This window comes from Lentihominibacter faecis (assembly GCF_014306095.1).
Lineage (GTDB): Bacteria > Bacillota > Clostridia > Peptostreptococcales > Anaerovoracaceae > Lentihominibacter > Lentihominibacter faecis.
In genome coordinates, this window is the sequence record NZ_JACRWC010000026.1 from 1 (window position 1) to 12568 (window position 12568).

Here is a 12568-nt window from a genome sequence, read left to right on the forward strand (position 1 = left end):
GTCGGCAGCGTCAGATGTGTATAAGAGACAGTCGGACTACAAACAACAGGCAGGCAAACGCCTAGTGCGGGTTTACTACCATCTGGAAGACGCCGGTTGGCAGCGGCTGGAAGACCTGAAGCGAGAATACTTTGCCACCTATCACAGCATTCAGCAGGTTTTAAACAATGATTTTGCGGAGGACGATGCAAATGAATAAAGAACAAAAGCGTTATTTAAAAGAAATAAAGGCATTACTGCCGGTCTATGGAAAATATGAAAAACGTTTTTTTCATGATATTAAAGACTCCATTTGCGAGCTGGATGCAGAACATATTACTTATGAGATGTTGTGCCTTGAACTGGGTCGTCCCGAAGATCTGATCGTGAATTACTACCAGGAAATCGACAGCACCTATCTACGCAAGCAGCTCAAACGCACCCGCTCCATCAAAGCGGTCGTCCTTATCATCATGCTGCTGGCAGTCGTAATATCCCTATGCCGCCTCGGATTTCTCTACAGCCTGTATCTGGACGGAAAAAACGCTATCATCACCCACGAACTGGTTGTGATTGAATAAACAAAAAAAGCAAGCCAATCCAATACCCGAATCAGCTTGCAATCATTCAATTCTCCATGTTCTGATCTCTTCCCGCCACAATCAACTAATAGTTCTCCGCCTTGATCCGAAAATACCCTTGGGCGTGGTGGCAGACCGGACAGATTTCCGGAGCGTCCTTGCCTTTGACTTCGTGTCCGCAGCTGCCGCAGATCCATGTGACTTCGCTGTCTCTGGCAAAGACCTGCTGGGTCTTTATGTTCTCCCAAAGCTTCCGGTAACGGGTCTCGTGTTCCTTCTCGATAGCCGCCACCTGCTCCATCTGCCGGGCGATCTGCTCGAAACCTTCCTCCCGCGCCACACACGCCATATCATCGTACATTTCGCTCCACTCGTAATGCTCACCTTCCGCCGCGGTCATGAGATTTTCCGGCGTCGTGCCGATCCCCACGAAATGCTTGTACCAGATCTCCGCATGTTCCTTTTCATTGTCCGCCGTCTCGTGAAACAGCTCTGCGATCTGCCGATACCCCTCTTCCTGCGCCTTTGCAGCAAAAAACTCATACTTGTTGCGCGCCTGCGACTCCCCGGCATACGCGATCAACAGATTATCATACGTCTTACTTCCTTTTAAATCCTGCATCTTCCAATACCTCCTTGCAAACAGTTATCTGTAGTATGCCCGCCGCCGGGAGCTTTATGCCTGCTCTGTCAATCGTTTTTGAAAACATCTTAGAGAATTTGTAACATCTTGCTGCCAGCCTCGCCGCATCCCTGCAGGACTCACATCTTGCTGCCAGCCTCGCCGCATCTACCAAAATCTTCGAATTGAAGTTTTTCAGGTGCGTTTTCGAGAATTTCGAGCCGGCAAATCGGAAGCAGCAAGATCAGATTCTTCGTATGGAGGAAAATTTGGTGAAAAACGAGAAGTTCTCGTCGATCGACTGGAGAACACAACCTCTATAGCGCGTGATTTTCTCTAAAACTTGAGAAACAACGGCAAGACAAAGAATTAGATTATATAGTCTTTGCCTGAACACAGCTCCGATTCTCGTTTTACATTGCATTTTACGAGAAACGAAGATTTAGCAAAAATTATGTCAACCTCCTTTTCACGAGATAGTATCCTATATTGCCCGCCGCGGAAACCATCCCCGCCGCCGGAACCATGCCCGCCGCCAGAACCATGTCCGCCGCCGGAAGCTTTATACCCGCTCTTGACAGAAACCTGCCGCCATGATACGCTACCCATACGAGCTATTTTCTGAATATTCGCATTTTCGAAGCATGTCAAAACGCACTGCAACAGTAAAGGAGGCCAGTCATGAATACGAAAAAACTGACCCGCAAGCATATCGCAAACATCATAGTCTGTTCCATCATCCTTCTGGCCCTGATCGTCGCTTTCATCTGCTACGTCCACGAACCCCGTCTGATCCAGGATACCAACCGCAAACCCGACATTTCTTTTAACGGAACGACCTTTGATATTTCTGCAAAGGACTTCGTCCGGATCGTCAACGAGGATCTGGATAAAGAAGGGCTTTCGCTCATCTCTGAAGATTATGCAAAGGATCAGTACGGAAATACCGTAGAAAATGAAAAAGGGGAAGAATTTGACTTTGATCTGGTGGAATACACCTGCCCGATCAATAAGATCCTGGAACTTCATCTTTTTTCTATTCCTGAACTTGGTGACGGGATTGCCGTGATCCAGCTTCAATCTCGCAAAACTGAGGCTCTCACAACAAAGCAAACGGAGCAAAACGAAGCTTATTACCGGATCATCTGTGATAATGTAGAGCCACGCTTTAATTCTGAGAAATTCAACACTCATATAGGATATCACAACTCCTGTAAGCTAGATGACCTGCTCTTCTACTACAACTCCACCGATGAAAGTTTGGATGGAGAGCCGGAACATAACCTCTACATCTACGGCATCCAACAAAAAGATCTAAGCGATAAATATCCGCTCTTTTAGGAACTCACCTTAGCCCCACGCCCAGGGTCGGGGCTCTCACACCGCTTAGTGCCGGGCTTCTCACGCCCAGGGTTGACGCTTCACCGCGTAGTGCCGGGCTTACCACGCCCAAGGTCGAGCTCTCACACCGCTTAGTGCCGGGCTTAAGGATGAATTTCTGGAAAATTATAGGCGATTTTTCATCTCAAATCAGCTATTTCAGAAAATAAGGATGATCGGGTTCAAACGACCCCTTTGAAAACCCGCTTTTCATCCAAAAAAGAGAATATCATGCCGTTAAGGATGAAAACTGCACCGACACTGCACCAGCCTGAAAACCGCACCAACACTGGCCCGAAAACCGCAGTGCCCACACCGACACCGCACGGCCCGCCCCGACCAACACCCAAAAACCAAAAAACAAAAAAACTCCCCGCACCGCCCGCACCTCGCAGGCCGCAACAGGGAGTTTTTCATTCAATTCTATTCTTCCACACGCATGATATTCGCGCCCAGGTTCCGCAGCTTTTCCACGAAGTGTTCGTAGCCGCGATCCACATGGTAGATCTGGGAGATCTCCGTCGTGCCTTCTGCGATGAGACCCGTCAGGACTACGGCCGCACCGGCTCTCAGGTCGGTCGCTACCACCTGCGCTCCCTGCAGCTCCTTGTCACCCGGGATGATGGCACAGTTTCCATCGGTCTTGATGTTGGCACCCATACGATTGAATTCCCCAACATGCATGAAACGGTTTTCAAACACCGTTTCGATTACCACGCTCGGACCCTTCGCCACGGTCAGAAGCGCCATAAACGGCGACTGCATATCCGTAGGGAATCCAGGATACGGCAGCGTCTTCACATCAGTGGAAACGATCGGGTTCACATCGCCCCGTGCCACCAGACCCTCATCAGTCATAGTGATGTCCGCGCCGCACTCTCTCAGTTTAGCGATGACTGCCTTCAGATGATCCGGCACCACATTCTTGATGAGAACATTTCCCTTGGTCATAACAGCGCCAACCATGAAGGTTCCGGCTTCGATCCGGTCAGGGATCACGTGATGAGAAACGCCCTTCAGCTTCTCGACCCCTTCGATCTTGATAGTGTCCGTGCCGACGCCCTTGATCCGTGCGCCCATTTTATTCAGAAAGTTTGCCAGATCGACGATTTCCGGCTCCTGCGCCGCATTCTCCAGAACAGTTGTCCCCTCTGCCAGAGAAGCTGCCATTATGATGACCTCAGTCGCCCCTACGCTTGGGAAATCCAGATAGATAGTCGTGCCCTTCAGCTTGTCGGCTTTCGCATCCACGATCCCTCTTGCCAGTCTTTCTTCATTGATGGTTGCGCCCAGTGCCTTAAGACCCTTCAGATGAAGTTCCACCGGCCGCTTGCCAATAGCACATCCGCCAGGAAGGGGGATCACTGCGCGACCCGTTCTCAAGAGCAGAGCTCCCAGCACCAGGATCGACGCCCGCATCATCTTCACCAGCTCATAAGGAGCCTCGTACGTCAATACACTGCCAGCTGTAATATCTACATTATTTTCATCCAGCTCCGGATCCACGGTTGCGCCCAGACTCTCCAGAAGCTTGCACATCACCTGTACATCTCTGAGTGCAGGCACATCCTTGATCTCACATTTCTCTTCCGTTAAAAGTGCCGCCGCCATGATCGGCAGAACAGCGTTCTTCGAACCGCTGATCTTTACTTCTCCATGTAAAGGAGCGCTTTTCTGTACTAAGAATTTTGCCACTTTTTTCCTCCGAACTGTTAATTTACAACTAACCCATTATACTTCCTTACCGGCTTTTTTTCAAGAGCGATTCACATATCTTCTCATAAGTAAGGAAGAGACCTTTTGAGTTTTCCACATGAGGGGAGCAAAACTTGATAGTAGAGCCTCTTCCTGTCTCTATTGTTCCCCGGTCACATGTTTTCAAGCATCCCTGCGAAAAAAAAGAGCAACGAAATTGCTCTTTTTTTCATACATGGTTACAGTGATTTCAGTTCTTCAACGCACTTAGCGCATACGTTCTTGCCTTTGATCTGACGGATGCCATCTGAACTTCCGCAGAATACGCATGCCGGCTGATATTTTTTCAGCATGATGGATTCACCATCCACATAAATTTCTAAAGGATCCTTTATTTCTATATTTAAAGTTCTCCTTAATTCGATCGGAAGAACTATTCTTCCCAGTTCATCAACCTTACGTACGATTCCCGTTGCTTTCATACTTAGACTCCTTTCATTCCTTTTACCAGCAATCGAACCTGCCCGCCCTGCGGGGATTTTCGGTTCGCATCTACTCCTTCGAACCAGCCTTCTTCACAGCTGCGACCGCTTTTATTACAGAAGAGATCGCAGAGAAAATATTCTGATCTCCCTTGACGGCCTTCGACAGCGACTCCACGGATTCGGAAACATCGCCAATGATCCCGTCCACGTCTTTGCTGCGCTTGGCTGCCAGGTCTGTGATAGTTGCCACATCCTCCAGAATATTGATTGTGTGATCCATGGAAGTTAACAACTTCCGTGTTAATTGTATCAGATAAACGATCAGCACTAGAAGTGCGATACCCAATACGATCAAAAAAAGTGTTTTTAAATCTATCATCACATTCATGACCCTCTCTCCTTTACTCAAACGGTATATACTATATGATATCACATAATTTGGAAATCCCCAACATATTTTTTGATTTTTGGAGTATTTTTAGTTAGAGGTGATTTTATGATGAATTATATATGGGGGTTTATGCTCATCGCAGGGATCGTCGTTTCCCTTGCTACCGGCAGGGCAGATGCATTCACTGACAGCTTCCTGGCCAGCTGTACAGATGCAGTAGAGTTCACGTTATCCCTGGCAGGCGTCATGGCAGTCTGGAGCGGTCTGATGAAGATCGCAGAAGAGTCCGGACTCATAGATCATGCTGCAAAGGCCCTCCGGCCCATCCTTACTTTTCTCTTTCCCAAAGAAAAAGACAGCCAGACGCTGGCCATGATGATCATGAGCTTTATGGCAAACATCTTCGGTGCCGGAAACAGCGCCACCGTATTTTCCCTCAAAGCCATGGAGAGGCTCGATGCTGAAAACGGTCATTCGCCCCGTGCCAGCAATGCCATGTGCATGTTCCTCGCTCTGAGCATGTCCATGATCCAGCTTATTCCCATCACCGTCATCAAAGTGAGAAGCGATCTGGGATCCGCCTCACCGGATGATATCATCCTGCCGTCCATTGCCGCAGGTCTCATCTCCATGGCTGTCTCCGTCTGGATCTGCAAGCTCTTTGAAAGGAAGTCACCTGATGCCTGATATCCTCAGCTTATTATCCATAGCATTTCTGCCACTGCTCATCACCATCATCCTCGTATGGGGCATATGGAAAAAAGTCCCCATATACGATGCCTTCATCAAAGGTGCTAAAGATGGCCTGAAAACCAGTGTGGAGATACTGCCGTTCCTTCTTGGGATCTTCCTGGCGATAGGCGCTCTGACCTCCTCCGGAGCCATGGGATTCCTTCAGGAGACCACTCGTCCCTTTTTCGAAAAAATCGGCATTCCGCAAGAACTGATCTCCCTGATCTTACTGCGCCCTGTTTCAGGAAGCGGCTCCCTGGTGCTTGCTCAGCAGATCATGGAAGTCACCGGGCCCGACTCCTTTGCAGGAAGAGCCGCCTCCGTCATGGTCGGAAGCTGCGAAACGGTATTCTACGTCCTTGCTCTGTATTTTGGCGTCACTTCCGTTAAAAAAATGCGCCATGCATTCCTGTCGGGGATCGCCGGCTACATCGCCGGAGTCATGGCGTCAGTATACCTGTGTCATATCATGTGATCCACTGTCCCCGCGTACTAGATCCGTTCATAAATTTTCTGGATCTCCCGGCTGTAGCTTCCTCTGCCGTCGTATACGGCCAGCTGCGGGAGATATTTCAGTTCTCTGCCGCCTCCCAGCACACAGTGGATCAGGACGATATTGGGTGCCTGCCCTGCTTCCGGCACCACAAACCGGACCGTCTTCGGTTCCAGTTGGCAGCGCCTGCAGCTTTCAAAAATATCGACAAGTCTGGACGGGCGATGCACCAGGAACAGCTGACCTCGCCGCTTCAAGATCTTTGCAGCAGCCTGCAGGAAACCATCCAGATCAGCCGTCGTCTCATGACGTGCACGGAACTTTCCCGCTCCTTCTGCCGGAATAGCGCTTCCCTTCGCAAAATACGGCGGATTGCTGGTCACCACATCAAACCCTCCGTTCTCCATTGCGCCCTGCCACACGCCATCCTCTGCAAAAGCTTTTGCACTCGCACATCCGGCAAGCTCCGCGATATCGCCGCACCCAAAATGTATTTGTTCACAAAGGCCATTGAGCCTGCTGCTTTCGCGAGCCAGCCCGACAGATCCCTCGTTGAAATCCAGACCGAAATAGCGACTGTCCCTGCTGCCTGCCTTGTGATGGAGAATAAAAGGAATGACTCCTGTCCCGGTTCCCAGGTCAGCCGCATACCGGTATCCGCCGCATATCGACGCCGCGAAATCAGCCAGGATCACCGCATCTACGCCATAGCAGAATTCCGAAGGATCCTGCAGAAGTTTTAAGTTTCCAAATCCTATATCATCCGTCCGTATCTCTGTCATAGCCGTCCTTCACTCACCTGCACACCAGATTCTAATCTTTCATCAGTTCCTTGATTTCCTTCAGCAGATCACCTTCGATCTCCGCCAGATCATCGTCCTTTTCCTTCTTCTTGTGACCGCCATGACCGTGTTTCTTGTTGATCCGTTTGATTTCTTCCTTGCCGTAGTTGTAAAACTCGGTGCTCAGCTTTTCCTCACCGTTTTCATCCTTTTTACCGTTGTCTAAGACCAGCCGCGTCTTGATGATGTTTTCCAGGATGTTGACATCGCTTACGATAGCCATACCGTCCGGCGTTTTTATCCGTTCTCCCACAGCCGGCATACCCTTTTTCAGATGAGTATACACCTCGTTTTCGAACTTCAGACAGCACATTAGACGTCCGCACATGCCAGAGATCTTTGACGGGTTAAGGGATAGATTCTGAACCTTCGCCATCTTGATGGATACCGGCTCGAAATCCGACAGCCACGTGCTGCAGCAAAGCCCTCTGCCGCAGCTTCCAACACCGCCGATCATCTTGGCTTCATCGCGCACACCGATCTGCCGCAGCTCTATCCTCATGCGGAATACAGAAGCCAGATCCTTGACCAGCTCCCGGAAATCGATCCTGCCGTCCGCCGTAAAATAGAATACCACCTTACTGTTGTCAAACGTATATTCCACATCGATCAGCTTCATCTCCAGGTGGTGTGCATCGATCTTTTCCTGACAAAGCTTCATGGCATGGTCCTTCTTGGCCAGGTTGTCCCTGTGCCGCTTCTGATCTTTCTCCGTGGCGATCCGAATGATATTCTTAAGCGGAGAGACGATCTCAGAATCCTTCACCTCCGTCACGTCCATGACGATCTTGCCGAATTCCAGCCCTCTGGCTGTCTCCACGATAACATTGTCACCCATCTTCACATCTATTTTCGCAGGGCTGAAATAATACAGCTTGCCTGCATCTTTAAATTTTACTCCTACTACTTTGGCCATATCTATCCTCCGATTTTTAACATTAAATTCTTGATGGCATACGATGGCGATACTCCCTGCCGTATCTGCTTTCTTGCAGTCTCGGTCTCATGGATGCCCGCCGCGATCTCATCGTCTTTCAAAAAGGAAATGTCTCCGTCCCTCTGAAGCAGCAGGTTTCGGTACACCACCTGCAAACTGTCCAGAAAAGCTTCCGTATCTTCCCGGTTTCTCGTTATTTTATCGCATCGTTCTTTTAGCACATAAAAAGGTGCCCGCTCCTGCAAAAGGCGCACCACTTCAGAAGCTTCCTCCAGCATGGAATCCGTTCCGCTGCTCCCGAAATAATTGAGCCTGTACTTGACGCATCGCGACTGGATGGTCTGCACCAGGTTCTCGATGTTTTCCGAAAGCAGGAATATCACAGAATTCCCCGGCGGCTCTTCTAAAGTCTTCAGAAGACGGTTCTGCGCCCGCTGTGTCATGGTGTCTGCATCCTCTACGATCACCACGTTCCGCGAGCCGAACGGCATTGTTTTCAGCCGGTCCTGCACCTCAAGAATACTGGCGTCCTTGATGGAATTCCCATCTGCTGCCACATAAAACAGATCCTCGCAGTTTCCGTGATCCACCTTGTCGCAGATGCTGCATTCCCCGCAGTTTTCACCCAGGTGTTTCGGGCAGAGGATCCCCTTGACGAAACTCTCCGTAAAGGCTCTCTTGCCGATGCGGTGGTCTCCCTCCAGGATATATGCGTGGGACACTCGGTCGTCCCGGACTACCCGCTCCAAACGCTGCACCAGTATGCGATTGTCCTCGTCTATTTCAAATCTCATAATGCTTCTTACCTTTTCAGCAGCATATCTGTATAACGTTTTATTTCTGCAAAGATCTCCTCTACCGGGCGAGCGGCATCGATGCCGACGATACGATCCGAAAACTCTTCCTGCAAAGATTCATACCCCCGGTAGACAGCTTCATGAAAGGCCATATCTTCCAGCTCGATCCTGTCTTTTTCTCTCGATTCGATCCGTTCTTCCCCTATGTCCGGCTTTACCTTGAGGAAGAAAGTGAGATCCGGCATCCAGCCGTCTATGGCATATCCATTGATGATGCGCACACACTCTCCCAGCCCTCTTCCGTACTGCTGGTATGCGATACTGGAATCCACGAACCGGTCGCAGATCACGATCTTTCCCTCTTTTACTGCAGGGGCGATCACATCATGGACATGCTGGGCTCGGGAAGCCGCATAAAGAAGTGCCTCTGTAACAGCTGTCATCTCCCTGTTCGCAGGATCAAGGATCACGCTGCGTATCTGCTCTCCGATCCGGGTCCCTCCGGGCTCTCTGGAAAGGATCACATCATAGCCGCTTTCTTCAAGATATTCTTTTAACTTGCTTATCTGCGTTGATTTGCCGGAGCCGTCCACTCCTTCAAAGGATATAAAGTAACCGTTGCTCATTTTCTGGTCTCCCTGTTTCGAAGTTCTCTATCTTTTTTGCGTGCCTTGCGCCGCTTCCGTTTGCTCGCAGGCTTTTGCCTCTTCCCTGCAGAAGCTTCCGCTGTATCAGGTCTTTCCGATCTCGCCGGCCTGTCAGATTTACCGGGTCCTGCAGGTCTCGCCGGCCTGTCAGATTTACCGGGTTCTGCAGATCTTGCCGGCCTGTCGGATTTGCCGGGTCCTGCAGTTCTCGCCGGCCTTGGAGATCTCTCTGTTCCTGCCGGCTGCTCTGGTCTTCTGGATCCCTTGCTGCGAGAGACACTTTTCTGAAACTCGTCCGACAATTTATTGATATAATTCCACATGAACACCGCCAGAGGAACTGCCAGTGCCAGCACAAATAAAAATTTGAAAAATGTCATAATACCATCCTCGTACTGTTTTGCTCATACGTGATTAGTATACCATAAAAATGCAGTGCAAGGAATAGTTCCTCGCACTGCATTCAGATTTCTTTTTCTATTTTTCTGGTATGGTTACAGCATATGGCATCCCGTGATACAGGGGAAATTCGATCACGACTTTAAACAGATCTCCGTCTATGTGGATGCGGAAACTTCCTCCCTGCAGTTCCACCAGATTCCGCGCTATGGAAAGTCCCAGCCCGCTTCCTTCTGTATGTCGTGATTTATCGCCTCTGACAAATCTCTCCATCAGTTCTTCCTCCGTGATATTCAGCTCATATGCTGACGTATTACGGTAGATGATGACTGCTTTGTCATCCTGACGTTCCAGCGTCTGATACACCCTTGTCCCCGGCTGAGAATATTTGCATATATTGTTGAGGAGATTGTCGAAGACACGCCACAGGCTCCTGCCGTCTGCCAGGATCTCCAGATCTTCTTCCGGCTGGGTCGGTATCATCGTCAGATCAGCAGCTTCTGTCTTTTCCTGATATTCGCCCATGACCTGCATCATAAGCACACCGACACGACAAGGGATCTTCTCCAGCTTGATGCTCCCGGTTGCGGCCTTTGATGCTTCCACCAGATCCTCCGTCAGCTTCTTCAGGCGATTAGCCTGCCGATCCAGCACTCCGATATACTCTTGTGCCTTTTCATTATCGATATCTTCTTTTTTCAGAAAATCCACGTAATTGATTATGGATGTCAGCGGAGTTTTGATATCGTGAGAAACATTGGTTATCAGTTCGTTTCGGAATCGCTCGCTCTTCATCTGTTCCTCTACTGCCGCAGAAATACCCTCCCGGATGTGATTGAGATTTTCTGCATGCTCCAGCAGATCACCGCGCAGACCTGCCGTATCGATCTGATACGAAAGATCTCCTTCTGCCAGGTGTCTGCCGCCGTCTTTCAGTCGCTTCATTTTCTGCGCCGTCAGCACCGCCATCACGAAGATAGCACCTGCCCACAGAAACCAGGCAGATCCGCTCATGATCCCTAAGGCAGCCAGGTTGAAAAGCAGGATCACCGTCACCACAAGAACCGTTTTCCATACCAGCGGAAATCCGCCGAAAAACCGCTTTGCATGACCTGCAGTCCATTTGATGATCCGATATAGCAGACAGAGGATAGAACTGCTCCACAGATTATGATCCCGCAGCTTGATGACCAGGAAAAGCACCACACCCAGCGCAATGGAAGTGATCACCAGGGTAGCAGCTGCCACCGCCGTACAGAGCATATCAAAATTGTTTTCATAGTTGCTGCCGAAAGCCGCTTCAAGCGTAACCATCACCGCGATACAGGACAGAAGCAGCACGATCTCCGCAGGCGTCTTTGCCAGTATCGACCGTTCATCCTCCCGTTTACGCCGTCCTGCCGTAGTCACCATGAAGATAAACAGACACAGAGCCATGATGCTGCATACCGCAGCTGCTACGATCGCTTCGACTCGATATTTATAGATCTTTTCCAGGGATCGATATTTCATAAAAACAGTATCAGGCAGGTTACCGGCATCCGGATCCTTGATCATATAGACGTTGATGGTCATGTCGTTATGGACGATATTATCTGTCAAAAATCCATTTGACTCCTTCGCATATTCCACCAGTTCCGGATGGACTTCTCGCACTGTCACAGTGTTCACATTACCCGATTGATCTTTTTCCGTTTTCGTTATAGTATAGGCGAACCCGTCCGCATCCCGCTCCCCATAAAGCAGTTCTTCCTCCGCATCACCCAGACTTTTCAAATCATAGTTCGCAGAAGAACTTTTCTCCACATTACCGTATTCATCTTCTATGGTAGTTTCCTCCGAAGTCACGGTCTCCGTCTCATAGGATTCAACAGCATAGTCCAGCTGATAGCATGCGTAGGTCAGCGTTTCCTTATAAATGTCGTGAAGACAGGCATCCCTTCCCTTGGTATACCACTGATTTCCTGCATTGATGTAGATCAGTATTCCAGAAAACACCGTTACCATCATGCACAGCAGGATCAGGATATAGGCGATGACTTTCACCACGAAACTTTCTTTCATTTTCTGCACTTTTCACACCTCACTCGATTTTATATCCTTGTCCCCAGACAACTTTTAAATGACGAGGCTGCTCCGGATTGATCTCCAGCTTTTCCCGCAGATGACGGATATGTACGGCTACAGTTCCCTCAGCACCATATGCCGTTTCTTCCCAGACTGCGTGATAGATCTCTGCCGGAGAAAACACCTGTCCCGGATGCTCCAGAAAGAACTTCAGGATCCCGTACTCCTTCGGTGTCAGGCCGACTTTTTCTCCCATAAGGCGCACCTCCTTGGCCGTATCATCCAGCTCGATATCTCCGATCTGAAAAACGGATTTTCTCACCGGAGCCGAACCTAATTCCAGATACCGCCTGAGCTGCGACTTGACACGGGCCAAAAGCTCTACCGGATTAAAAGGTTTGGTCACATAATCATCTGCCCCGATATTCAGTCCCAGGATCTTATCTGTATCTTCTCCTTTTGCCGTCAGAAAAATGACCGGCATATCTGTCTCTTATACACATCTGACGCTGCCGACGAGC

At 49.6% G+C, this 12568-nt stretch carries 16 protein-coding genes; 5 read left to right on the forward strand and 11 right to left on the reverse strand.

Annotated features, from left to right (window positions below; genetic code table 11):
- Both H8876_RS01280 and H8876_RS01285 read left to right on the forward strand, forming a co-directional pair.
- A partial coding sequence (locus H8876_RS01280) for a hypothetical protein (protein ID WP_465250722.1) occupies positions 1-199 on the forward strand: 199 nt, incomplete at its 5' end.
- A complete protein-coding gene (locus H8876_RS01285) occupies positions 192-560 on the forward strand; it encodes a DUF6120 family protein (RefSeq protein WP_249286213.1) in 369 nt (122 codons plus the stop codon). The genes H8876_RS01280 and H8876_RS01285, both read left to right, overlap by 8 nt.
- Before the next feature lie 85 nt (positions 561-645).
- Here H8876_RS01285 and rbr read toward each other — a convergent pair whose 3' ends face one another.
- Positions 646-1182 carry a rubrerythrin gene (gene rbr / locus H8876_RS01290; RefSeq protein ID WP_249286214.1) on the reverse strand — a complete coding sequence of 179 codons (537 nt, stop codon included), beginning with the start codon at positions 1180-1182 and terminating at the stop codon, positions 646-648.
- A 681-nt stretch (positions 1183-1863) separates the two neighbouring features.
- On the opposite strand from rbr, the gene H8876_RS01295 reads away from it, so the two are divergent.
- Positions 1864-2523, forward strand: a complete 660-nt coding sequence (locus H8876_RS01295; protein ID WP_249286215.1) for a hypothetical protein — start codon at positions 1864-1866, stop codon at positions 2521-2523.
- 462 nt (positions 2524-2985) lie between these two features.
- Here H8876_RS01295 and murA read toward each other — a convergent pair whose 3' ends face one another.
- The 3 genes from murA to H8876_RS01310 form a co-directional block, all read right to left on the reverse strand.
- Positions 2986-4257, reverse strand: coding sequence for a UDP-N-acetylglucosamine 1-carboxyvinyltransferase (gene murA, locus H8876_RS01300; RefSeq protein WP_249286216.1), 1272 nt, complete (start codon positions 4255-4257; stop codon positions 2986-2988).
- A 239-nt stretch (positions 4258-4496) separates the two neighbouring features.
- The gene (locus H8876_RS01305) at positions 4497-4739 is read right to left on the reverse strand and encodes an AbrB/MazE/SpoVT family DNA-binding domain-containing protein (RefSeq protein WP_177264557.1); all 243 of its coding nucleotides are present in this window, start codon (positions 4737-4739) and stop codon (positions 4497-4499) included.
- A 70-nt stretch (positions 4740-4809) separates the two neighbouring features.
- The gene (locus tag H8876_RS01310; protein WP_177264556.1) at positions 4810-5130 is read right to left on the reverse strand and encodes a hypothetical protein; all 321 of its coding nucleotides are present in this window, start codon (positions 5128-5130) and stop codon (positions 4810-4812) included.
- 108 nt (positions 5131-5238) lie between these two features.
- On the opposite strand from H8876_RS01310, the gene H8876_RS01315 reads away from it, so the two are divergent.
- Positions 5239-5820 (forward strand): nucleoside recognition domain-containing protein, encoded by a 582-nt coding sequence (locus H8876_RS01315; protein ID WP_249286217.1) that lies wholly within the window; start codon positions 5239-5241, stop codon positions 5818-5820.
- Positions 5813-6340: a spore maturation protein gene (locus tag H8876_RS01320; protein ID WP_249286218.1), complete on the forward strand. Its 528-nt coding sequence runs from the start codon at positions 5813-5815 to the stop codon at positions 6338-6340. Before H8876_RS01315 ends, H8876_RS01320 begins: the two co-directional genes overlap by 8 nt.
- A gap of 17 nt (positions 6341-6357) precedes the next feature.
- Here the strand turns inward: H8876_RS01320 and H8876_RS01325 are convergent, their stop codons facing one another.
- From H8876_RS01325 to H8876_RS01355, 7 genes are all read right to left on the reverse strand, one after another.
- Complete coding sequence (locus H8876_RS01325; protein WP_249286219.1) at positions 6358-7140, reverse strand: tRNA1(Val) (adenine(37)-N6)-methyltransferase; 783 nt, start codon at positions 7138-7140, stop codon at positions 6358-6360.
- A 31-nt stretch (positions 7141-7171) separates the two neighbouring features.
- Positions 7172-8116 carry a PSP1 domain-containing protein gene (locus H8876_RS01330; RefSeq protein WP_249286220.1) on the reverse strand — a complete coding sequence of 315 codons (945 nt, stop codon included), beginning with the start codon at positions 8114-8116 and terminating at the stop codon, positions 7172-7174.
- Positions 8117-8118: 2 nt separating this feature from the next.
- Positions 8119-8931, reverse strand: coding sequence for a hypothetical protein (locus tag H8876_RS01335; RefSeq protein ID WP_249286221.1), 813 nt, complete (start codon positions 8929-8931; stop codon positions 8119-8121).
- An 8-nt stretch (positions 8932-8939) separates the two neighbouring features.
- On the reverse strand, positions 8940-9560 hold the full coding sequence (gene tmk / locus H8876_RS01340) for a dTMP kinase (protein ID WP_249286222.1): 621 nt from the start codon (positions 9558-9560) through the stop codon (positions 8940-8942).
- Positions 9557-9961 carry a hypothetical protein gene (locus H8876_RS01345; protein WP_249286223.1) on the reverse strand — a complete coding sequence of 135 codons (405 nt, stop codon included), beginning with the start codon at positions 9959-9961 and terminating at the stop codon, positions 9557-9559. Before H8876_RS01345 ends, tmk begins: the two co-directional genes overlap by 4 nt.
- 97 nt (positions 9962-10058) lie before the next feature.
- On the reverse strand, positions 10059-12044 hold the full coding sequence (locus tag H8876_RS01350; protein WP_249286224.1) for a sensor histidine kinase: 1986 nt from the start codon (positions 12042-12044) through the stop codon (positions 10059-10061).
- Between the two features lie 19 nt (positions 12045-12063).
- The gene (locus tag H8876_RS01355) at positions 12064-12531 is read right to left on the reverse strand and encodes a response regulator transcription factor (protein WP_465250723.1); all 468 of its coding nucleotides are present in this window, start codon (positions 12529-12531) and stop codon (positions 12064-12066) included.
- Positions 12532-12568 lie beyond the last annotated feature (37 nt).